Source organism: Rhizobium sp. WSM4643 (assembly GCF_025152745.1).
In the GTDB taxonomy this organism is placed as follows: Bacteria; Pseudomonadota; Alphaproteobacteria; order Rhizobiales; family Rhizobiaceae; genus Rhizobium; species Rhizobium leguminosarum_I.
In genome coordinates this window covers 4387999-4408549 of sequence record NZ_CP104040.1, presented here as the reverse complement: position 1 = coordinate 4408549, position 20551 = coordinate 4387999, and the positions used below count along the sequence as shown (strand labels likewise).

The window sequence follows — 20551 nt, the reverse complement described above, 5'->3', positions numbered from 1 at the left end:
AATGACCGACTCAGCCGCAAAAACACTCGTGCCCGTCCTGCGAATCAGCTTCCCGGATGAGGATCGTCTCGGCCATGGCAAGATGGAACTGCTGGAACATATCCGCCAGACCGGATCGATCTCGGCGGCCGGGCGGGCGATGGACATGTCCTATCGGCGGGCATGGCTGCTGGTCAGCGAGATGAACCGGATGTTTAACGAACAGGTGGTGGAATCGCAGCGCGGCGGGCAGAAGGGCGGCGGCGCGGCGCTGACGCCGTTCGGTGAGGAATTGCTCGAGCGTTTCCGCCGGATGGAAAGGACGATGCGCACCAGCCTTGCCGACGATCTCGCCTGGCTTGAGGGCAAGCGCAACCTGCAGCAAGGCGAACGCGGCTGATCAGGCCTCCAGGGCAACTGTCTTGATGACGGCGAAGACCGCCCTTCCCTGTCGAAGATCCAGACGCTCGCAGGACAATGTCGTGATCCGGGAAAGAATGATATCGCCGCCGCAATCGAGCCGGATTTCCACCGTTCCGTCCTCGGTCGACGACATCCCGTCTATCCTTGCTTCCAGGATATTCAGCGCGCTGAGCCCCTCTGGCCTTGCGGTCGCCAGCATGACATCGCGGGAGGGGATGCGGATGCGAACCGATTTGCCGGGCGCAAGGGCGGCTCCCGGAATATGGAGTTGACAGGATTTCAGCGCGACCGTCGATAGACGGTGCCGCGCATCGAAGCTTTCGACCGTGCCTTCCAGCAGTGCGCCCGCTTCCCGCCGGTCGGAGGCGGTGGAGGGGCGGCTCAATATGTCGATGGCAGGGCCTGTCGCTTCCACCTTGCCGTCACGCATGACGATGACCTGGTTTGCCAGCCGCGCCACCTCAGCGATCGAATGGCTGACATAGACGATCGGTATGTCGGTCTCGTCGCGCAATCGTTCCAGATAAGGCAGAATCTCGGCCTTGCGCGCATCATCGAGGGCGGCGAGCGGCTCGTCCATCAACAGCAGGCGGGGCGAGGAGAGAAGTGCGCGGCCGATGGCAACGCGCTGCTTCTCGCCGCCGGAAAGTTTTGATGGGCTGCGCTCCAGCAGCGTCTCGATGCCGAGCAGGTCGACGATGTGATCGAAGCTCTCGCCCTGTGCCGGTCTCGGCGCGAACCAGCGGCCATAGGTGAGATTGGCGCGAATGCTGAGATGCGGGAAAAGTCGGGCCTCCTGGAAGACATAACCGAAGCGGCGACGATGTCTCTGCACGAAGATGCCGGTTGCGGTTTCGGTCAAGACTTCGCCGTCGAGGATGACGCGGCCTTCGTCCGGGCGGGCGAGACCGGCGATGATGCGGATCATCGAGGTCTTGCCGGAGCCGGAGCGGCCGAACAGCGCGGTGACGCCACGCTCGGAGGTGAAGGCGGCATTGAGCGAAAAGGCGCCGAGCCTCTGTTTTGCCTCGACGATCAGCGTCATTCCGGGTCGATCCTCCGGCCGGCGAGACGAGCGAGGAATTCGGAGGCGAGCAGGGCGGCCATTGATATGACGACGGCGACGAGCGTCAGGCGGAGCGCGCCGGCATCGCCGCCCGGCACCTGGGTGAAGGTGTAGATCGCCGACGACAGCGTCTGGGTTTCGCCGGGAATGTTGGAAACGAAGGTGATCGTCGCGCCGAATTCGCCCATCGCCTTGGCAAAAGAGAGGATCATGCCGACGATGATGCCGGGCAGGGTCAGCGGCAGGGTGATCGTCAGGAAGATCCAGACGGGGCCGGCGCCGAGCGTTCCGGCCGCCTCTTCCAGCTTGCGGTCGACCGCCTCGATCGACAGGCGGATGCTGCGCACCATCAGCGGAAAGGCCATGACGGCGCAGGCCAGCGCAGCACCCGTCCAGCGGAAAGACAAGACGATGCCGAAATACTGGTCGAGCAGGCTGCCGATCGGACCGCGGCGGCCGAACAGGATGAGGAGAAGAAAACCGGTGACGACCGGAGGCAGGATCAGCGGCAGATGAACGACACCGTTCAGTATCGACTTACCCCAGAAGCGGCCACGGGCAAGCAACAAGGCGACGAGGATGCCGAAGGGCAGGCTCGCCAGCATGGCGACGATCGAGACGCGCAGGCTGAGCAGGATCGCCGTCCATTCCTCATCGCTCAAGCCGAAGGTGTCCAAATGCAGTTGTCTCCCTGGAAATTCGGTGTCACCCAGTGCCTGCCCCTCATCCGCCTGCCGGCACCAACCGGGGTCGAGCCACGGGTCTCGACCCGTCCTTCGGACCCCCGCTTGCGGGGCGAAGGGGAATAGCCGCACCCTCTCGGTTCCTCTCAAACCTTTCGCAGGGCACGTCCCCTCGCCCCGTTTACGGGGAGAGGGTTAGGGTGAGGGGCAGCTTCACGCTAGGCCGTCACTGTTGATTCCGCAATCATTTCGCCCCTCAATCACTTGAGAACGGTAAAACCCTGCGCCGCGAAGAAGGCGGCGGCCTTGTCGGATTTCAGGAAGTCGAGATAGGCTGTCGCATCCGGGTTCTTGCTCTCGGCAAGGATTGCGATCGGATAGATGATCGGCGGGTGGGAATCGGCGGGGAATGTGCCGACGATGGCGACACCCTTATCGGCTGCGGCATCCGTCTGGTAGACGATGCCAAAGGGCGCTTCGCCGCGCGAGACGAGGGCAAGGGCGGCGCGCACGCTTTCGGCGCCGGCGACCTTGGTTTCGACCGATTTCCAGACGCCGAGCTTTTCGAGCGCGGCCATGCCGTATTTGCCGGCCGGAACCGATTTCGGCTCACCCATGGCAAGCTTGCCGTCGCCCAGAAGCCCGGCGAGATCGAAGCCTTGCTTGATCTCAACCGGTTTTGCCTTGTCCTTTTCCGCAACGAGCACGATCTTGTTGCCGAGCAGGTTGGAGCGGGTGTCGGCCTTGATCAGGCTCTTTTTGGCGAGATAATCCATCCAGTCGAGATCGGCCGAGATGAAGACATCGGCAGGGGCCGCGTTTTCGATCTGCTTGGCCAGCGCCCCGCTCGCCGCATAGGAGGCGACGGCTTCCTTGCCGCTTTCCTTCGTCCAGGCGGCATTGGCGGCGTCGAGCGCATCCTTGAGGCTCGCCGCAGCAAAGACGGTGAGCTTTTCGGCTGCGGCTGCCGGCGCCGAAAGCACTGTCGCGCCAAGCCAGAGGGCTGCGATCGCGGCGATTGCCAGTTTCATCCATCGGCGGCGGTTCTGCATAATTCATTCCCCGAAGTTCGAAATATTGCGAGGAATATAACGGTCGAGGCTTTTTGGCTAGGGATATATCCAGGAAAATATAACCGTATCGAGGCTCGCGTTCGCAGCGGCGCAATGTTCACGCATTCGTCAGGTGCATGGCTTCCGCCGAAAGTGAGATCAGCAGGGCGAAAATTCCTGGGAGTCGGCTTTACAAGGCGCAAGGACTCCCGGCGACCGGGACTGGTTCGTTAATGTTTGCTAATAAAAACAGCAATGGGGAAGCAAAATTCACCTCGAGATTTGCATCAGATGCATTGCTGCAATGCACCAATCGGTATTCACCTTTTTGTCGAATATGATAAAACATACTTATCGACACGGCTTCTCCTCCTCCCATAGCCGTTCGATAGGGTCGACAACACTCCTCCTCCCAGTTGTCGATCGAGTTTATAAGCCCGACGGATCTCCTCCCCCGTCGGGCTTTCTCGTTTTCTGGATCTTCTGAAATCAGGCTGGCGCATGCGTCTTGCCGGGCGCTCGGCGCTCTATTCGGCGTCGCCGTGCGACGAGCCGTTGCGGATTGCCGTCGAACTCAGGCCGGAGCGCGGCCCGTGGATAAAGGTCCAGGCCGGGGCACGTTTCTTCCAGAGAATACGGGCATCATCCTCATCGACACGGGCGAAATCGAAGGTCCTGGCCATTTTCGAGGACAGGAAGGAAAGCGTTGCACCCGGCCGATCGATCACCGCGATCGGGAAGGTGCGGGCAATCTCCTGCCACTTCTGCCATTTGTGAAAGGTCTGCAGGCTGTCTGCGCCCATGATCCAGATGAAATGAACATGCGGATTGCGCGCCTTGACGCGGGCAAGCGTGTTGGCGGTGTAGCTGGTGCCGAGCGTCTGTTCGAAGGCGGTGACCTTGATGCGTGGATCGGGTGCAACACGCTCGCTTTCGGCAATGCGCTCGGCGAGTGGTGCGAGCTGGTTGCGGCTTTTCAGCGGATTGCCGGGTGTGACCATCCACCAGAGCTGGTCGAGGCCGAGCCGCTTGAGGGCGATCTCGGCGACGAGCGCGTGGCCTTGATGCGGCGGATTGAATGAACCGCCGAACAGACCGACGACCATGCCGCGCTCGCTGTGCGGCATGCGGAGATAGTGCCGGTCCACATTGTCGATCGTCACGTCAGGGCCGCGTTTGTCCGGCGCCGTGCACCCGATATTTGAAAGAAGTGAGCTGTTCGACGCCGACGGGGCCACGGGCGTGCATCTTGCCGGTGGCGATGCCGATTTCCGCACCCATGCCGAACTCGCCGCCATCGGCAAACTGCGTCGAGGCATTGTGCAGCAGGATCGCCGAATCGACCTCGGTGAAGAAACGCGCGACGACGTCAGGATCCTCGGCGATAACAGACTCGGTGTGGTTCGAGGAATAGGTCTGGATATGGGCGATGGCGCCCGAAATGCCGTCGACGACGGCAACCGAAATAATCGCGTCGAGATATTCGGTCGACCAGTCCTCTTCGGTCGCGGGCTTCATGCCGGGGGCGACCTTCAGCACTGTTGGCGAAGCGCGGATCTCGCAGCCGGCCTCCGCGAGAGCATCGAGCAGCGGTGTCAGATGCGTGCCGATCGCGGCGCCGTCGACGAGCAGGGTTTCGGCTGCGCCGCAGATGCCGGTGCGGCGCATCTTGGCGTTGACGATGATCCTCTTGGCCATCTCGATATCGGCCGAGGCATCGACATAGATGTGGCAAAGGCCTTCGAGATGGGCAAAGACCGGCACACGCGCCTCGCTCTGCACGCGGGCAACCAGGCTCTTGCCGCCGCGCGGCACGATGACGTCGATCGCCCCGTCGAGGCCGCGCAGCATGGCGCCGACGGCGGCGCGGTCGGTGACCGGAACGAGCTGGATAGCATGCTCTGGAAGCCCTGCCGCCTTCAGGCCCTCGACCAGGCAGGCATGGATAGCCTGCGATGAACGGCGCGAATCCGAGCCGCAACGCAGGATGACGGCATTGCCCGCCTTGACGCAGAGGGCGCCGGCATCCGCCGTGACGTTCGGCCGGCTTTCGAAGATCACGCCGATGACGCCGAGCGGCGTGCGGACGCGCTCGATCTTCAGGCCGTTCGGCCGGTCCCAGGCAGCAATGACTTCACCGACCGGATCGGCAAGGGCGGCGATGGCGCGGATTCCCTCGGCCATCTCGGCGATGCGCTTGTCGTTCAGCGTCAGCCGGTCGACGAAGGAAGCGAGCATCTCGGTGCCTTCGATGTCCTTCAGGTCCTTGGCGTTCTCGGCAAGAATATGTGCCTTGTTCGCCAGGATCGCATCGGCCATGGCATCCAGCGCGCTGTTCTTCGCCTCGGTGGACGCAAAGCCCAGCGGTCGTGCGGCAGCCTTTGCCTTGCGGCCGATGTCGTTCATCAGCACGTCAATGTCAGGGCCCGGCGCAACGGTATCAAGCATAGCTCGCGTCCTTCTTCTGCCTTTCCGATTTCGAGCCGATCTGCCCGGTCATCACCATGTCGTCGCGATGGACCATGGCGGCGCGCCCGGCATAACCGAGGATGGCCTCGATCTCCGCCGACTTGCGGCCGGCAATCCGACGGGCGTCGTCGGCATCGTAGCTTACCAGGCCGCGGGCGATCTCGCGGCCGGCCGGGCCGATGATCGCCACCGTATCGCCGCGGCTGAAGAGGCCGGAAACGCTGCGCAGGCCGGCGGGAAGCAGGCTCTTGCCGGCGCCGAGGGCTACGACGGCGCCGTCATCGACATGCAGTTCGCCGGCCGGCTGCAACTGCCCGGCAATCCAGGTCTTGCGGGCGGTCACGGGTGTGCCCGATGGCGCGAACCAGGAGGAACGCGCGCCGTTTTCGATCGCCGACAGAGGATTGTCGGTCTTGCCGGAGGCGATGATCATCGCGCAGCCGGATGCCGTTGCAATCTTGCCGGCATCGATCTTGGTGCGCATGCCGCCGCGCGAAAGCTCCGAAGCGGCTCCGCCGGCCATCGCCTCGATCTCGGGGGTAATTTCAGCAATCGTCTCCAGGAACGTCGCATTCGGATCGAGATGCGGCGGCGCGGTGTAGAGGCCGTCGATATCGGAGAGAAGAATGAGCAGATCGGCGCCGGTCATCGTCGCGACGCGGGCGGCCAGGCGGTCGTTGTCGCCATAGCGGATCTCGCTGGTGGCGACCGTGTCGTTTTCATTGATGATCGGCACGGCGCCGATCTTCAGGAGCTGATTGATGGTGGCGCGGGCATTGAGATAGCGGCGGCGCTCCTCGGTGTCACCGAGCGTCAGCAGGATCTGGCCGGCGACGATCTCATCGCGCGACAGGCTTTCCGACCAGGCGCGCGCCAGCGCGATCTGGCCGACGGCCGCCGCCGCCTGGCTTTCCTCCAGCTTCAGCGCGCCCGAGGGCAGGTCGAGCACCGAGCGGCCGAGCGCGATTGCGCCCGAGGAGACGACGAGCACATCGATGCCCTTGGCCTTCAGGCTAGAGATATCGGCACACATGGCGTCGAGCCAGGCCTTCTTCAGCCCGGCCTTGCGATCGACCAGAAGCGCGGATCCGATCTTGATGACGATGCGGCGGTAGCGGCCAAGCGGCTTACGGCTGGTCATCGTCCTCGTCCTTGTCCCGGCCCTCATCGGTGACGACCATGTCGCGATGGCGCAGCTTCGGCACCTTGGCCGGCCTCTCTTCGGTATTGGCTTCGACGATGATGTCGCGCAGCGCACGCAGCACCTCGGTCATGCCTTTGCCGGTGACGGCCGAAATCTGGAACGGCGTCTTGCCGCAGGCCTTGGCCAATTCCTTGGTCTTCTTCTTCAGTTCGGCGTCGTCGAGCACGTCGATCTGCGACAGCGCCACGATCTCGGCCTTGTCCGTCAGCTCGTTTCCGTAGGCTTCGAGTTCGTGTTTGACCGTCTTATAGGCCTTGCCGACCTTTTCTTCCTGGGCGGAGATGAGGTGGAGCAGCACGCGGGTGCGCTCGACATGGCCGAGGAAACGATCGCCAATGCCGACGCCTTCATGGGCGCCTTCGACCAGGCCCGGAATGTCGGCCAGGATGAATTCGCGCTCATCGATGGTGGCGACGCCGAGATTGGGATGCAGCGTGGTGAAGGGATAGTTGGCGATTTTCGGCCGGGCACGGGTGACGGCAGCCAGGAAGGTCGATTTGCCGGCATTGGGCAGGCCGACGAGGCCGGCATCGGCAATCAGCTTCAGGTGCAGCCAGATAGTCTTTTCCTCGCCGGGCAAACCGGGATTGGCCCAATCCGGCGCCTGATTGGTCGAGGTTTTGAAATGGGCGTTGCCGAAGCCGCCATTGCCGCCATGGGCGAGACAGTAACGCTGGCCTTCGACAGTCAGGTCGCAGATCAGCGTTTCCTGATCTTCCTCGAAGATCTGGGTGCCCACGGGAACCTTGAGCGTCACGTCGCTGCCGTTGGCGCCGGTGCGGTTCCTGCCCATGCCATGGGTGCCGATCGTCGCCTTGAAATGCTGCTGATAGCGGAAATCGATCAGCGTGTTCAGGCCGTTGACGGCCTCGACCCAGACGTCGCCGCCGCGTCCGCCATCACCGCCATCCGGGCCGCCGAACTCAATGAATTTCTCGCGCCGGAAGGAAACGCTGCCGCCGCCGCCGTCCCCGGACTTGATATAGACCTTTGCTTCGTCGAGAAATTTCATTTTACTTCCAATACTCAGTGGCAGTTGGACGGCCCGTCTTGGCCCATTCGATATAGGCGGTTCCGACGGAGGTCAAAGATTATCGTGAATTTCGCGAGCTATAACATACAGTACGGCTTCGGTCTCGACGGCAGGTACGATCTGGCGCGCATTGCCCGGAGCCTCGAGGGAGCCGATGTCATCGCGCTGCAGGAGGTGACCCGCGGCTTCTCCCGCAACGGTTTTGCCGACATGGCGGCCGATATTGCAGGCTTCTTTCCCGACCATTTCTGGGTGTATGGGCCGGCCTGCGACATGCATATCGAGCCGGTCGAAGGCGGGCTGCAGCCGGTGCCCGGCACCCGTTTTCAGTTCGGCAACATGGTGCTGTCGCGTTGGCCGATCGTCTCGACCCGAACGCTGCTTCTGCCGCGCAGCCGGACGATCGGCAAGATCAACCCGCAGCGCGGCGCGACCGAGGCGGTGATCGCAGCACCCGGCGGTGCGATCCGCGTCTACTGCGTGCATCTCGACCATGTCTCCGCCGACGAGCGCATCCGCCAATTGGAATTCTTGAACACGCATCTCAATGCCTTCGTCCAGGAGGGTGGGTCGCTGACGGGGGGGCGGCGAATTCGATCTGCCGGAGCCGCCGCTGCCGGAGGATTACCTGATCATGGGCGATTTCAACATGGAGCCGGAATCGCCGGAATATTGCGCGCTCGCCGGTGCTGGCGGCGGATATTATGGCCGTGTGGCGAGGATCGGCACGCCGGTCGACGCCTTTGCGGCGCTGGAGGCTTACTCTCCGGGGAGCTACAGCTGGATGGATCCCGAAGATCACGGCAAACGCATGCATCTCGATTACTGCTTCGTCAGTTGCGGCCTGCAGAGCCGGTTGAAATCCGCCCGGATCGATACGCTGTCCGTCGGTTCCGATCATTTCCCCGTATGGGTCGAGATCGGCGATTGATGGAATTGATGGAGACGCCGCCGGTGCGGCGACGTCTCGGGTTTAATCACGCCATCTTTCGCGGCGGCTGCAACATACCTGACTGCAGCACGGTTTCGATGTGCGACACCATGGTGTTGCGGGCGAAACAATAGATTTCGCCGCAACCCGTCATGCGGAAACCGAGCTTCTCCTGCAGTCGCAGCGAAGCCGGGTTGTCGGCGAAAACGCCGGAATGAACCGGCGTCTCCGGCATGCGGCGCGAGAAACGCTCGATGATGGCCGCCACCGCCTCGCTCATATAGCCGCGCCGCCAGTAGTAGCGGTTCAGCCAGTAGCCGAGGTGCCAGCGACCGTGGCGCAGCTCGATCGAGACGTTGCCGATATGGACATCGTCCTTATCGGTGATCGCCAACGGCCAGTCGGGCAGGGTGCCCGAGGTGACCGGGATCAGCCAGTCCAGCGCATCCTGCCGGTCGAACGGCGCGGGTACACGGGACAGCATGCGCGTGACCGCGAAATCGGAGAGCGATTCCGCGATCGCAGGCGCATCGCTCAGCCTGTGGGGGCGGAGCGTCAGCCGGGCGGTCGAGATAACAGGCGCGGGGCCGGGCATCATCGGCTTGGCCTCCGGCCTTTGCAGCGCAGTCGTGCTCATGCGATGTTCCCCCAGCTTCGGAGGGACATCCAGGTCTTGCGGTCGAGCCTGTACCATTCGACCGGCACGTTGCTGCCGAGCGCCAGCGAGGCGGCGAGCCCCGAACCCTGGAACTGGAAGCCGCACTTCTGGATGACGCGGCGCGAGGCGACGTTCATGACCCGGCAACGAGCGTCGATCTGATCGACGTCCTGACGGGTCCTGAACACCATATCGACCAGGGCATGGCAGGCCTCGGTGGTATAACCCTTGTTCCAATAGGGCTCGCCCAGCCAGTAGCCGATCTCGACGGTTCTGCCGTCCGCATGCGGCTCGACGCCGCAGCAGCCGATAAAGGCGCCGTTTTCGGCCTTGGTGATCGCATAGACGCACTTGCCAATATCGCCATTTTTCGTGCGACGCACGAAGTCAGCAGCATCATCGGCGGTATAAGGGTGCGGCATACGCGATACCATGGTGGCGACTTTGGCGTTGTTGGCGAGATGGGCAAGGGCGTCGATGTCTTCTTCGTGGGGCGCGCGCATGACGAGCCTTTCCGATAACAAGACAGGGCAATCGGTCCTTAACCGTTCCGGCCTCAGCCGTTCTTCGGAAGACCGCTGGTCTTCCCGGGGAGACCGTGATTGGTCTGCCCTTAACAATTCGCCTTGCATGGTTCAGTCCTCCTTGAGGGGTAAAGAAAAAGGGGAGATGGCGCCCCATCTCCCCTGTTTTCTAGACTGAACCTGATACGGCCAGCCGGGTCGATGAGACGCCGGCTGTTTTTGAGCGCTACCGGCTTATTCCGCTGCTTCCGCTTTCGGCATGACAGACACGTAGACGCGACCGTTGGCCTTCGTTCGGTAGTTCACATTGCCGGCGGTAAGCGCAAAAATCGTGTGATCCTTGCCGAGGCCGACGTTGGAACCCGGATGCCACTCAGTACCGCGCTGACGCACGATGATGTTGCCTGCGATGACGGCTTCGCCGCCGAACTTCTTCACGCCAAGGCGCTTGGACTGAGAATCGCGACCGTTGCGCGATGAACCGCCAGCTTTTTTGTGTGCCATTGGAGTTCTCCTTTAAAACCTTGTCCCGTTGATCTTACTTGGCAGCCACGATGTCCGTGATACGGACGACCGTGTGATGCTGACGATGGCCGCGCGAACGCTTCGAATTCTGACGGCGGCGCTTCTTGAAGGCGATGACCTTCTTGCCGCGGTTCTGTTCGACGACTTCTGCCTTGACAGAGGCGCCGGTTACGAAGGGCGCACCGATCGCAGCGTCGGCGCCTTCGCCGATCACGAGCACTTCGGTGAATTCAATGGAGTCGCCAGCGGTAGCTTCCAGTTTTTCGATGGTCAGCACGTCGTTGGCTGCCACACGGTACTGCTTACCGCCGGTCTTGATGACTGCGAACATTTTTTATCCTTTCATGTTCGTTCCAGCTCTCCTCGCTGACTGAGCAAGGTGGCCGTCTTTTTATCAGTCGAAGTTAAGCAGGGATTTCAGAGGTCTAATCCTCGAACTCGTCCTGCCGGTGAAGCCCCGCGCAAGCGCAGGACCAGCTAGGCGCGGATTTCTCCAAACCTATTGCGCAGCCGAGATAGCCGAGGGACAAAAAGCTGTCAAGGCAAAAGGATGGAATGCTTCGACTTTTCGGCTTGCCAGCCTGTCATTTGCCCGTTATGAGAACGCCCGCGCCGAACAAGCGCCGACCAGACCGCGGAGAGGTGGCAGAGTGGTCGAATGCACCGCACTCGAAATGCGGCATACCTGCAAGGGTATCGTGGGTTCAAATCCCACCCTCTCCGCCATCAAACATAATTGTCATATGATGGTGCACGTGCGGTTTTAACGTGCGTCACATTTGATTGCACGACCACATCTGCGGCGCGGCTGAAGCAACCTGTCCCCTTGAGGTCGACGCAGGTGGTTACGGTCCGTTGACGATCCGATACACAGAAGCATTGCCCTCAACTCCGTGGAGCGAGGAGCCAAACTCCACAACATGGTGGTCGGCCAGGAGATGAATGACACCTGGCGCCGTATAGAGCGCTTCCGAGATACAAATCTCGCCCGCATCCGCCAGAGATTGCACGCGTGCGGCAACATTTACGGTCTGACCAAAATAATCGAGATTATCGTTTAGTGTGACAGCAATCGATGGCCCGCAGTGTGCTCCGATTTTGAGGATGATGCCCGGCTCACCATGTTCGAGATTGAAGCGCTCGATTTCCTTCAATATCTGCAATGCCGCCGAAACCGCGTCGGTTGGACGAGAGAAGACGGCCATTACCGCGTCGCCGATCGTCTTGACGATGGCGCCGGAATGTTGCTGTGCCGTCAATTCGAGAAGAGCAAAATGCTCCCTCACCAACGCGTAGGCGTTCAGGTCGCCCAGGCGCTCATACAGAGCCGTCGAACCTTTTAGGTCTGTGAAGAGGAAAGTCACCTGGCGAATGCCGAGCCCTTCCCGCTCGTCGACGCGCTCGGATCGGAACAGGCGCCTGAAGGTCTGCCTTGCCAGCAACATCCCGCCGGAGATATACGGCTCGAATTCGAGCTGCGGCTTGATTGTCAGGGCTGCCACCTCGGGCGGCCAATTTATCAAAAGCAGCGAGCCACGAACGGGTCCGGTATTTTCCACCTCGATAATACACGGCCCCGGCGGTAAAACGGCCAAGGCCGGGGAAAAGCGTTGCCCATCATACCTGACCCGTAGCAGCGTGGGCGCCGTGGCCGGCTCACCTGATATCGGCGTCATGAAGGCGGCTTGCGTTTGGACATTCACGCCGGAGAGAACACCAGGACCGAGCTCCGCCCGGAGCGTGACGCTCGAGCTCGGCGGCAGGTAGGTGAGGCCGCGGACCAATCCGCGCAGGTAGTCGAGAAACCGAGCTTGCTGGCCGGGCAGCCTCCCGTCATTGGCGAAGCGAAGCTTCCAGTGGAAGTCTTCGACCGAGAGCGAGTCGGGATCATGAAACGGCAGCCGCCGAAGATGTGGTGATACGGAGAATGTAACTTCGATGAAGTCATCGAGGTCGGTCTCGCCCGATACGTCGCACAAGCCACAGACATAATGGGTCTTGAGCGTGCGCAAGGCGCCAAAGCTGTCGAGCACCATTCCAGATTGGGGGCAAAGCACATCCCAGGTCATTTCGAACAAGCCGCATCGGGCGGCATGGAGGAACAGGTCAATGGATTCCGTGTCAGTTATCGCGCGGTCACGTGCAAACGCCAGCGGATTGACACGATAAAGGGAGAGGTCGTTGCCGTCCCTGATCAGCGCTTCGAACTTAGAGATCACGCGTGGGCTCCAGGATCGAGCCTGCTCGATCTGGATCATCTTGCTTTCGAGAAGCCGATCGTCGACGCCAGTCATGATCAACTTGTCCGCAGGCACTACGAGCGGATTTCAGTGCGCCACCGGGATCGAGCTCCCAATAACCTAAATACTCGAACGCGCCGCTGTAGATTTCCAGCCTCGATCCTACCGAATGAACCCTGCTGACACAAGGCCGTGAACGGAGCAGGGTTTTGCGAATACGCTAACTCCTCGCGCAGCCAGCGTCAGCCCAGCACCTTCTTCACCCAGACGCCGACCTCATCGCCGCTACTCATGTCGGCTTGCACCAGCCCGTCGATCATGAAGGTCGGCGAGACGTGGATGCCGTTCTGGCGGGCATATTTGCAGTGCCATTTGATCTCCCGGTCGAGATCCGGGATGGCGAAGGCTTCTTTCAGCTTGATGCCGCTGTAGGCTTCCAGGCGCTCGATGATCTGGTTCGGCGTCACATCCATATTCGGGCCGCCGGCATGACGCTCGAATTCGAATTCCTCTCGATGTGCGGCGATGGCGGCCATGACCTTCTTTGCCGTCTCCTTGCCGCCTTCCAGCGTCGAGGCCGCGATGATGCAGCGGACGATCACGCCGGAATACATGTGCCAGGGCTGCGATTGCAGACGGATTTTTACAGTGACCTTATCTTCGCCGGCTTGGCTGAGCAACGCATCAAGTTTGCCGAACGCCCTGACGGAGTAAGGGCAGGTCGGCTCGAGAAAGATCTCGAAGATGCGCGGGCCATTGCCCCAGGTCAGCGGATCGGCACGCCACGCGGTTCCGGTCATTGCGATGTCCTTTTCGTTGAGCAGGTTGGCTATTCGGCCTAACGCAGCAGGCTCCAGAAGCCATGCTTGTTTCCGTGTTGACGCTTCAGCTCGGCGACATAGGCGTCGTGAGGCCGGGCGCTGCCGAAATCGTCGATGTGAGGCGCGAGCGAGGCGCATTCCGCCAGATGACGCGCGGCATGCTTGTAACGGCTGGATCGGCCGTTATCGAGGGCGAAGCCGATCATCGACCGTAGCAGCATGGTTGCCGCGAGTGGATGTTTCTCCCGCAGCATTTCGGCGCCCGATGTCATCAGCTCGTAGAGGTCGCCGTCCAGTTCCGACTGACGCCTGGAGACGAGTTTCGCGGCCTCGGCGTGTGCGGGCCAGGCGAGGAAAAAGGCAAGGGCTCGATGAACATCCGTAAAGCCGTGCGCGAAGGCGAATGCCTTCTCCTCGGCCTCGATATCGTCGAAGTCGGCGAGCTTTCGCAGGAAAGCGCGAAGGTGCTCCCCGTTCAGCGACTGCTCGAAGCATTGCCATCGATAAGCCTGCGCTTCCTCCCCCGGTTCGAGCGCTTCGAGCGTCTCCGCGCGGGCTTCCTGCCATTCAAAAGGCATTTCGAACCGGTGGTCGACGCCGTCCAAAATCCTCAATGCTTCCTCGGCGCGTCCAGCCAAGAGCAAGCGGTCGGAAATTGCGATCGCGACCATCGGCATCCTTAAGGTCTCTTCCGGCTGCTGAGCGATGAAGGCATCGACATCATCCTGGGCATCGGCAATGTCCTGCAGAGCGATGCGCGCCGCCTGTTGCCGATGCTTGGCGTAGATCTCGTTCAGGTAGCTCGCTTCGCTGCCGCCCCAGCCGAGAATTTTCCGGTCGGCACCGGCAGGCTCCTCCTCCGCTTCGTGCAACCATTGCACCAGGAGGCCCTTCAAACGTTCAAGGCCATCCTTGCCCAGCGCCGGAACCATCTCGGCGATCAGCGGGTCATATTGGCCGTGGTCGTTATCCTGCAATGCCGTGAAGACCTTATCGGCAAGGACATCGATACCGATTCCCGCGGACCTGGCGATGATGCCGGCATCGGCGCATGCCTGATGGAACGTCTCCGTGAAGGCGATGTCGCTGCTGTTGGATCGGTGGAAAATCGAATCGGCAACGGCAAGGAATTGCCAGATGAGATCGAACGCTTCCTTCGGATCATTGGCGGCCACGACGGTGACGATCGCGGATCGCTGCGTTTCGAGGTCCGCGTTGACGGCTTTTACTTTGTGCCATTCGATGACGCTCTGCGCTCGTGCGATGCTGCCGAGGCGCTTGCGGATCTCACGCGCGACCTCGGTGCTGCCCTGATTGCCGGCCAGTTCCATGCGAAGCCGCCGTTTATGGGCGGCGCTGCCGGTGCTGATTTCGATCAGCAGTTCGGCGAGACGTTGTGCACCGAGAGCTTCCAGGTTTTTCGCGTTGAGAGTCGTCTTTGCTGCCATAGGTCACCGCTATCGTTTCGCGCCGACCCTAACTCGGTATTCAAATCAGTCCAAGGTGCCGAGCGAGGGGTGCAGCCATATCGCACCGCGAATTCGTATGACTTTATCCCCGGTTAGTCTCGCCGAATCATGGCCGTTAGCTAAAAACTAACGCTGCCTCGTAACGACTCCTAAAGCCGGTTTTGGCACCTTGTTGCCTGTCGAATATTGCTTCCAAATTTTCCGCTGGGGTTGGTCATGAGTCATAATAGAGACGCCTGGGTCAGCCAGCGCGCTTATTCACTATGGGAATTGGAAGGCAGGCCGGATGGGCGCGGGGAAAGCCATTGGGCACAGGCGCTGAGGGAGTTCGAACAGCTGGAGCTGACGAGGGCTTCGCCTGATGGAAACGATCTCATCGAGAAACTGAAGGCAGCCGGGCGGCTGATGCGGATCTATGACGGGGCCGCCCCCGGCGTCGATAACGACCGGCAGATCAAAGCGGCTCGGTAGACCGTATTGCCAATTCCTGAGCTGCCGACATATTCAAGCGCATTCCAGGCGGACCACCGGCCTTGCGGGCAGGCGTCTTGCCACTTCGACGAAACCGGCATCCAGAAACATCGAGAGCGTTCCCGGATAAAGCTCGGCTCCGTTCGAAGCACGGGCAGCCTGGTCGACGGGGTAGGCTTCGAGACATTCGGCGCCGTTTGCCCGCGCAAATTCGACCGCATGGTTCAGCAATAATCGCGAAAATCCCTGCCGCCGGAACGGCTTGCGGACGATGAAGCAATTGATCGACCAGACCGGCCTGTCATCGACCGGCGCGAAGGGTTTTGAGCGGCGCAGCCGATCGAACACGACGCGCGGCGCGACGCCGCACCATACGGCCGGCTCATTCTCGTGATAGCCGAGAATGCCGGGCGGGCGCGGTTCGTCGACCATGCTCCGGAACCAGTTGCGATTTCCCTCGCCCCATCCTGCCTTGTAGTCGGCATTCGGACGATACCAGTAGGCGCAGCGACAATTCCGGCCGTCGGCGCAATCGTCGAAGACCGCTTCTATATGGGCCAGGCGGTCGGTGGTGGCGGGAAAGAAAGACAAGCGATCCTGCATTCGGCTAAATTATGGCGCAGGCGGACGATCGGCAAGCGGTCGACCGTGCTGGCCGATCAGGCGCGGCTGCCCTCCAGCTTGAACGCTCGTTTTTCAGCCGCCGACATCGTTGGGCTGTCGCCGCCGCTCCTCGTTCGAGGGAGATCGTCCTGGCGCTACTGGCGTGCGGCCCAGCTCAGGCCCCGCCGTAGGATGAGGGGCATATAGGGATGGTCGAATTCGGCTGCGACATGGCCGAGGGCGGAATAGAAGATGCGGCCGGCACCGAAATGGCGCTTGAAGACGACGGGCATCACCACATTGCGGGCTGCCGGATCGTAGGCGCCGGTGAAGGTGGTCGTCGCAAGGATTTCGACTGTGGGATCATAGTGGAGGTAATATTGCTCCGAACGATAGTCGAAGTCCGGAATGCCCTCCATGACGGGGTCGTCCTGGCGGGTGACGGCGACGCGGAAGTCGATGATGTTGCCGGGATGGGCGACCCAGGTGACGCCGGAGACATAGCGGAAAGGCGCGCTTTCCTTGAAGGACGTGGCGAGCGCGCCGTGATGGCCGGCAAGCCCGAGCCCGCCGCGCACGGCTTCGACGAGGGCAGCGGCATGTTCCTTCTCAAGCTTTTCGCCGGTGATGATCGGCACCAGCAGATCGGCTTTCGCTAGCGTCGAAGATCCGAACACGCCGAGATCGCCGGTCACTTCGACCGTAAAATCGTCCTCGCGCAGCAGATCGGCGACAATCTGAGCGCATTGCTCCGGCTCATGGCCTTGCCAGCCGCCCCAAACGATCAATGCCTTCCTCATTCGCGCTCTCCCTGCTTTATAGCTGCAGACCGTTGATCATCACTTGGTGGTGGGAAGCCCATTAGATCGGGCGACCGTGCAAATCACGCGAATAATTCAAGACTATTTGCTGATCCGGCACAAACCGCACGAATGGGGCGACTTCGGCATTTGACGTATTGTCCATTGACGCCGATTGCAGTTCCTTCTTTTTATTGACGTGTATCTCGTCTAGGTTTCTTCCATCTCTCACTGAATAATAAGGGTGGTGCATGGCAGGTGAAACGGTTCTTGTCGTCGGCGGTGCCGGCTATATCGGCTCGCATACGTGCCTCGACCTGGCGAACAAGGGCTATACGCCTGTCGTCTTCGACAATTTTTCGAACGGCCATCGCGAGTTCGTCAGATGGGGGCCGGCCGAAGAGGGCGATATTCGCGATCGCGCCCGGCTGGATGAGGTGCTGGCAAAACACAAGCCGGCGGCGATCCTGCATTTCGCGGCACTGATCGAGGTCGGCGAATCGGTCAAGGATCCGGTTTCCTTCTACGAGAACAATGTGATCGGCACGTTGACGCTGCTTTCGGCGGCACAGGCCGCCGGCGTCAATGCCTTCGTCTTCTCCTCCACCTGCGCGACCTACGGCCTGCCGCAGAGCGTGCCGCTCGACGAGACGCACCGGCAGGTGCCGATCAATCCCTACGGGCGGACGAAATATATCGTCGAGCAGGCGCTTGCCGATTACGACCAGTACAGAAGCCTGCGCTCGGTGGTGCTGCGTTATTTCAATGCGGCCGGCGCCGATTTCGAGGGCCGGATCGGCGAATGGCACCAGCCGGAAACGCATGCGATACCCCTGGCGATCGACGCGGCGCTCGGCCGCCGCCAGGGTTTCAAGGTGTTCGGCAGCGATTACGAGACCCGCGACGGCACCTGCGTGCGCGACTATATCCATGTGCTGGATCTTGCCGATGCGCATGTGCGCGCCGTCGAATATCTGCTGAAGGGCGGCCAATCCGTCGCGCTCAACCTCGGCACCGGCACCGGCACGACGGTCAAGGAATTGCTCGACGCTATCGAGGATGTGTCGAACCGGCCTTTCCCGGTCGAATATATCGGCCGTCGCGAAGGCGATTCGCATACGCTGGTCGCCAATAACGACAAGGCGCGTGACGTGCTCGGCTGGGTGCCGCAGTATGATCTGTCCGAGATCATCCGCTCCGCCTGGGACTGGCATGCAAAATCCAACCAGCATTGAGCCAACCGGCATTGAGAAAGCGCGCCGGCCGAACATCCTGCTGATCACGGCGGACCAGTGGCGCGGCGATTGCCTGTCGGCTGTCGGTCATGCCTGCGTAAAGACGCCTGGTGTTGATGCGCTGGCGCGGGAAGGCACGCTATTCCAGCGGCATTATGCGGGGGCAGCACCCTGCTCACCGGCGCGGGCCACGCTCTATACCGGTCTCTATCAGATGAACCACCGCGTCTGCCGCAACGGTTCGCCGCTCGATGCCCGCTTCGACAATCTGGCGCTGGCGGCCCGGCGGGCGGGATACGACCCGACGCTGTTCGGCTACACGGATACGGCGCCCGATCCGCGCGGGATGGATGCCGGCGATCCGCATCTGACGAGTTATGAAGGCGTGCTGCCGGGCTTTACCGCCCGCCAGCTTCTGCCGGAGCATGAGAAACAATGGCTCTCCTGGCTCAGGTCCCGCAGCCATGCGGATGCCGTCAGCCGCGATATCCATATTCCGGTCGGTGCTGGAGCCGGAGACATTTCGGATGCGTCGCCGGCCTATTCGCGCGACGAGACCCAGACGGCTTTTCTGGCCGGCGAGTTCATCCGCTGGATGGGCGAACAGGACAGGCCGTGGTTCGCGCATGTCTCTTTCTTACGTCCGCATCCGCCGTTCTCCGTGCCGGAACCGTTCAACCGAATGTTCACGCCGGGCGAGGGACCGGCTTTTGCGCGCGCGGCAAACCGCGAAGCGGAACAGAACAGTCACCCCTATCTCGCCTATGCCATGCCACGCTCCGACAAGGGCAACTTCATTCACGGTGCAACCGGGCCGCTTAGCGGCTGGAACGCCGAAGATTTCGCCGCGATCCGGGCGATCTATTACGGGATGATATCAGAGGTCGATGCACAGCTCGGCCGCATCTGGCAGGCTCTCAAGGATGCGGGCGCCTGGGACGATACGCTCATCATCTTCACCTCGGACCACGCCGAGATGGCGGGCGATCACTGGATGCTCGGCAAGGGCGGCTTCTTTGACGGCAGCTATCATATTCCTCTTGTCATTCGCGATCCCGCAAGCAGTGCTGCGGGCGGGGTCGTCGACAATTTCACCAGCGCTGCGGATATTTTTCCGACCCTTTGCCAAAGGCTCGGCATCGACGCGAAGAACGGGCTCGATGGCCGGTCGCTGATGCCGTTTGTCTGGGGTGGGAGCGGAGACGGCTGGCGGGATGCGGCATTTTGGGAATTCGATTTCCGCGACATTGCGCATGGCGAGGCCGAGCAGCATTTCCGGCTGCGGCCCAACGAATGCAATCTCGCGGTGATCCGCGACGCGCGGTTCAAATATGTGCATTTTACCGCTTTGCCGCCGCTGCTCTTCAATCTTGCCGACGATCCGATGGAGCTCAATAATGTCGCAGCGGATCCAGCCTATGCGGCGGTGCGGCTCGACTATGCCGAAAAGCTGCTGTCGCTCCGAGCACGCCACCTCGATCAGACGCTCGCCTATACCGAGCTGACGGAAAGAGGGCCGGTGAGGCACCGGCCCTAATATTACTTAGCCGAGATAATCGCGTTTGCCGATCGGCGCACCCTGGTTGCGCAGGATGGCGTGGGCCGTCGCGACGTGGAAATAGAAGTTCGGCAGGGCGAAGGTGGCGATATATTCGTCACCCGGCAGTACGATACCGCTCTTTCCCGGTAGGGTGATCTGGCGGGTTTCAGTGCCTTCCAATGCCTCCGCCGAGAAGCCGGCGAGATAGGCGCCGGTCTTTGCCAGGCGCTCACGCAGGTCGTCGAATGTCGTTTCGTTGTCCTCGAATTTCGGGGCATCGGTCGCCGTCAGGCGGGCGAGCGCAAATTTGGCGGTGTCGCTGGCGCGCTGATACTGGCCGGAGAGCGGTAGCATGTCGGGCGCGAGGCGAGCGGCAATCAATATAGCCGGATCGATATTCTTTTCCTTCGCATAGGCTTCGGCCTTGTCGAGGTAGGTTTTCAGGCTGGCGAGGCCGCGCTGGAACATCGGAACGGTGAGGCGATGCATCGAAATAGACATGTGTCCTGTCTCCAAAATCTTCAAATAATCGGGTCGCGGCGAGAGGTCGAAGGCGCCTGCGGCCGTGAGCCTGCCTTCGACCCTGCATAGATGGATGCTCGTTTCGTCTTTCACAACACCGACAATGCGGGCGTCGGTCCTGACGCCCGCATGGCATTGCGCCTTCATCCATATCTCGTCGCTGTTAAAGATACTTGACGCCGTTCCCAGAAAATGGAATGAATATTCCGCAGAACAGATTTGACGGTTTGTTTGTTCCGTTTTGCGGAGCGCTGCGGGAGAGGTAGCGCGGTGAATTGCGGCTTCAGAGCAAATGCCTGGAGC

General features: G+C 61.3%; 21 protein-coding genes, 1 tRNA gene and 1 pseudogene. 6 read left to right on the top strand and 17 right to left on the bottom strand.

Annotation, left to right across the window (positions count from 1 at the left end; translation table 11 throughout):
• The first annotated feature begins 1 nt into the window (after position 1).
• Positions 2–379 carry a winged helix-turn-helix domain-containing protein gene (locus N1937_RS21720; RefSeq protein ID WP_162114994.1) on the top strand — a complete coding sequence of 126 codons (378 nt, stop codon included), beginning with the start codon at positions 2–4 and terminating at the stop codon, positions 377–379.
• On the opposite strand, the gene modC is transcribed toward N1937_RS21720, so the two are convergent.
• The 7 genes from modC to obgE all read right to left on the bottom strand — a co-directional run bounded on the left by modC (position 380) and on the right by obgE (position 7888).
• Entirely contained in the window at positions 380–1447 is a 1068-nt protein-coding gene (gene modC, locus N1937_RS21715; protein WP_260056941.1) for a molybdenum ABC transporter ATP-binding protein, read from the bottom strand.
• Positions 1444–2145: a molybdate ABC transporter permease subunit gene (gene modB, locus N1937_RS21710; RefSeq protein ID WP_260056940.1), complete on the bottom strand. Its 702-nt coding sequence runs from the start codon at positions 2143–2145 to the stop codon at positions 1444–1446. Before modB ends, modC begins: the two co-directional genes overlap by 4 nt.
• A 266-nt stretch (positions 2146–2411) precedes the next feature.
• Entirely contained in the window at positions 2412–3203 is a 792-nt protein-coding gene (gene modA / locus N1937_RS21705; protein ID WP_260056939.1) for a molybdate ABC transporter substrate-binding protein, read from the bottom strand.
• A 527-nt stretch (positions 3204–3730) separates the two neighbouring features.
• Complete coding sequence (locus tag N1937_RS21700) at positions 3731–4330, bottom strand: nicotinate-nucleotide adenylyltransferase (protein ID WP_260059004.1); 600 nt, start codon at positions 4328–4330, stop codon at positions 3731–3733.
• Between the two features lie 37 nt (positions 4331–4367).
• Positions 4368–5651 carry a glutamate-5-semialdehyde dehydrogenase gene (locus N1937_RS21695; protein ID WP_260056938.1) on the bottom strand — a complete coding sequence of 428 codons (1284 nt, stop codon included), beginning with the start codon at positions 5649–5651 and terminating at the stop codon, positions 4368–4370.
• Entirely contained in the window at positions 5644–6813 is a 1170-nt protein-coding gene (proB, locus tag N1937_RS21690; RefSeq protein ID WP_260056937.1) for a glutamate 5-kinase, read from the bottom strand. Before proB ends, N1937_RS21695 begins: the two co-directional genes overlap by 8 nt.
• Complete coding sequence (obgE, locus tag N1937_RS21685) at positions 6800–7888, bottom strand: GTPase ObgE (protein ID WP_260056936.1); 1089 nt, start codon at positions 7886–7888, stop codon at positions 6800–6802. Before obgE ends, proB begins: the two co-directional genes overlap by 14 nt.
• Positions 7889–7972: 84 nt before the next feature.
• Between obgE and N1937_RS21680 the strand changes: the two are divergent.
• Positions 7973–8840 (top strand): annotated as a pseudogene (locus tag N1937_RS21680) (endonuclease/exonuclease/phosphatase family protein).
• A gap of 46 nt (positions 8841–8886) precedes the next feature.
• Here the strand turns inward: N1937_RS21680 and N1937_RS21675 are convergent.
• From N1937_RS21675 to rplU, 4 genes are all read right to left on the bottom strand, one after another.
• On the bottom strand, positions 8887–9477 hold the full coding sequence (locus tag N1937_RS21675; RefSeq protein WP_170279958.1) for a GNAT family N-acetyltransferase: 591 nt from the start codon (positions 9475–9477) through the stop codon (positions 8887–8889).
• Positions 9474–10130: a GNAT family N-acetyltransferase gene (locus N1937_RS21670; protein ID WP_017966066.1), complete on the bottom strand. Its 657-nt coding sequence runs from the start codon at positions 10128–10130 to the stop codon at positions 9474–9476. Before N1937_RS21670 ends, N1937_RS21675 begins: the two co-directional genes overlap by 4 nt.
• 126 nt (positions 10131–10256) lie before the next feature.
• Positions 10257–10526, bottom strand: a complete 270-nt coding sequence (gene rpmA, locus N1937_RS21665) for a 50S ribosomal protein L27 (RefSeq protein WP_003543909.1) — start codon at positions 10524–10526, stop codon at positions 10257–10259.
• A 34-nt stretch (positions 10527–10560) separates the two neighbouring features.
• Positions 10561–10878: a 50S ribosomal protein L21 gene (gene rplU / locus N1937_RS21660; protein WP_003543907.1), complete on the bottom strand. Its 318-nt coding sequence runs from the start codon at positions 10876–10878 to the stop codon at positions 10561–10563.
• A gap of 305 nt (positions 10879–11183) precedes the next feature.
• Here rplU and N1937_RS21655 point away from each other — a divergent pair.
• Positions 11184–11273, top strand: a tRNA-Ser gene (locus N1937_RS21655).
• Between the two features lie 119 nt (positions 11274–11392).
• Here N1937_RS21655 and N1937_RS21650 read toward each other — a convergent pair.
• The 3 genes from N1937_RS21650 to N1937_RS21640 all read right to left on the bottom strand — a co-directional run bounded on the left by N1937_RS21650 (position 11393) and on the right by N1937_RS21640 (position 15056).
• The gene (locus N1937_RS21650; protein ID WP_260056935.1) at positions 11393–12841 is read right to left on the bottom strand and encodes an adenylate/guanylate cyclase domain-containing protein; all 1449 of its coding nucleotides are present in this window, start codon (positions 12839–12841) and stop codon (positions 11393–11395) included.
• A 188-nt stretch (positions 12842–13029) separates the two neighbouring features.
• Positions 13030–13587 (bottom strand): DsbA family protein, encoded by a 558-nt coding sequence (locus tag N1937_RS21645; protein WP_222292670.1) that lies wholly within the window; start codon positions 13585–13587, stop codon positions 13030–13032.
• A 38-nt stretch (positions 13588–13625) separates the two neighbouring features.
• Complete coding sequence (locus tag N1937_RS21640; protein ID WP_222292672.1) at positions 13626–15056, bottom strand: DUF6880 family protein; 1431 nt, start codon at positions 15054–15056, stop codon at positions 13626–13628.
• Positions 15057–15293: 237 nt separating this feature from the next.
• Here N1937_RS21640 and N1937_RS21635 point away from each other — a divergent pair, with 237 nt between their 5' ends.
• Positions 15294–15548 (top strand): DUF2934 domain-containing protein, encoded by a 255-nt coding sequence (locus N1937_RS21635; protein WP_222292674.1) that lies wholly within the window; start codon positions 15294–15296, stop codon positions 15546–15548.
• 33 nt (positions 15549–15581) lie between these two features.
• On the opposite strand, the gene N1937_RS21630 is transcribed toward N1937_RS21635, so the two are convergent.
• Both N1937_RS21630 and N1937_RS21625 read right to left on the bottom strand, forming a co-directional pair.
• A complete protein-coding gene (locus N1937_RS21630) occupies positions 15582–16151 on the bottom strand; it encodes a GNAT family N-acetyltransferase (protein WP_260056934.1) in 570 nt (189 codons plus the stop codon).
• A gap of 155 nt (positions 16152–16306) precedes the next feature.
• A complete protein-coding gene (locus tag N1937_RS21625; protein WP_260056933.1) occupies positions 16307–16951 on the bottom strand; it encodes a ThuA domain-containing protein in 645 nt (214 codons plus the stop codon).
• A 251-nt stretch (positions 16952–17202) separates the two neighbouring features.
• Here N1937_RS21625 and galE point away from each other — a divergent pair, with 251 nt between their 5' ends.
• Both galE and N1937_RS21615 read left to right on the top strand, forming a co-directional pair.
• A complete protein-coding gene (gene galE / locus N1937_RS21620) occupies positions 17203–18186 on the top strand; it encodes a UDP-glucose 4-epimerase GalE (RefSeq protein WP_170258191.1) in 984 nt (327 codons plus the stop codon).
• Positions 18164–19723 carry an alkaline phosphatase family protein gene (locus N1937_RS21615; RefSeq protein WP_170258192.1) on the top strand — a complete coding sequence of 520 codons (1560 nt, stop codon included), beginning with the start codon at positions 18164–18166 and terminating at the stop codon, positions 19721–19723. Before galE ends, N1937_RS21615 begins: the two co-directional genes overlap by 23 nt.
• 6 nt (positions 19724–19729) lie before the next feature.
• Here N1937_RS21615 and N1937_RS21610 read toward each other — a convergent pair whose 3' ends face one another.
• Positions 19730–20227 (bottom strand): DUF1993 domain-containing protein, encoded by a 498-nt coding sequence (locus tag N1937_RS21610; RefSeq protein ID WP_170258193.1) that lies wholly within the window; start codon positions 20225–20227, stop codon positions 19730–19732.
• Positions 20228–20551: the final 324 nt, after the last annotated feature.

What these genes read in the sequence shown, in the direction of transcription:
- N1937_RS21635 (WP_222292674.1), top strand. Translation starts at nt 15,294, where the DNA reads ATGAGTCATAATAGAGACGCCTGGGTCAGCCAGCGCGCTTATTCACTA.
- N1937_RS21720 (WP_162114994.1), top strand. Translation starts at nt 2, where the DNA reads ATGACCGACTCAGCCGCAAAAACACTCGTGCCCGTCCTGCGAATCAGC.
- N1937_RS21640 (WP_222292672.1), bottom strand. Translation starts at nt 15,056, where the DNA reads ATGGCAGCAAAGACGACTCTCAACGCGAAAAACCTGGAAGCTCTCGGT.
- N1937_RS21610 (WP_170258193.1), bottom strand. Translation starts at nt 20,227, where the DNA reads ATGTCTATTTCGATGCATCGCCTCACCGTTCCGATGTTCCAGCGCGGC.
- N1937_RS21700 (WP_260059004.1), bottom strand. Translation starts at nt 4,330, where the DNA reads ATGCCGCACAGCGAGCGCGGCATGGTCGTCGGTCTGTTCGGCGGTTCA.
- N1937_RS21630 (WP_260056934.1), bottom strand. Translation starts at nt 16,151, where the DNA reads ATGCAGGATCGCTTGTCTTTCTTTCCCGCCACCACCGACCGCCTGGCC.
- N1937_RS21695 (WP_260056938.1), bottom strand. Translation starts at nt 5,651, where the DNA reads ATGCTTGATACCGTTGCGCCGGGCCCTGACATTGACGTGCTGATGAAC.
- N1937_RS21670 (WP_017966066.1), bottom strand. Translation starts at nt 10,130, where the DNA reads ATGCAAGGCGAATTGTTAAGGGCAGACCAATCACGGTCTCCCCGGGAA.
- N1937_RS21645 (WP_222292670.1), bottom strand. Translation starts at nt 13,587, where the DNA reads ATGACCGGAACCGCGTGGCGTGCCGATCCGCTGACCTGGGGCAATGGC.
- rplU (WP_003543907.1), bottom strand. Translation starts at nt 10,878, where the DNA reads ATGTTCGCAGTCATCAAGACCGGCGGTAAGCAGTACCGTGTGGCAGCC.
- modA (WP_260056939.1), bottom strand. Translation starts at nt 3,203, where the DNA reads ATGCAGAACCGCCGCCGATGGATGAAACTGGCAATCGCCGCGATCGCA.
- N1937_RS21675 (WP_170279958.1), bottom strand. Translation starts at nt 9,477, where the DNA reads ATGAGCACGACTGCGCTGCAAAGGCCGGAGGCCAAGCCGATGATGCCC.
- N1937_RS21615 (WP_170258192.1), top strand. Translation starts at nt 18,164, where the DNA reads ATGCAAAATCCAACCAGCATTGAGCCAACCGGCATTGAGAAAGCGCGC.
- galE (WP_170258191.1), top strand. Translation starts at nt 17,203, where the DNA reads ATGGCAGGTGAAACGGTTCTTGTCGTCGGCGGTGCCGGCTATATCGGC.
- modC (WP_260056941.1), bottom strand. Translation starts at nt 1,447, where the DNA reads ATGACGCTGATCGTCGAGGCAAAACAGAGGCTCGGCGCCTTTTCGCTC.
- rpmA (WP_003543909.1), bottom strand. Translation starts at nt 10,526, where the DNA reads ATGGCACACAAAAAAGCTGGCGGTTCATCGCGCAACGGTCGCGATTCT.
- proB (WP_260056937.1), bottom strand. Translation starts at nt 6,813, where the DNA reads ATGACCAGCCGTAAGCCGCTTGGCCGCTACCGCCGCATCGTCATCAAG.
- N1937_RS21650 (WP_260056935.1), bottom strand. Translation starts at nt 12,841, where the DNA reads ATGACTGGCGTCGACGATCGGCTTCTCGAAAGCAAGATGATCCAGATC.
- obgE (WP_260056936.1), bottom strand. Translation starts at nt 7,888, where the DNA reads ATGAAATTTCTCGACGAAGCAAAGGTCTATATCAAGTCCGGGGACGGC.
- N1937_RS21625 (WP_260056933.1), bottom strand. Translation starts at nt 16,951, where the DNA reads ATGAGGAAGGCATTGATCGTTTGGGGCGGCTGGCAAGGCCATGAGCCG.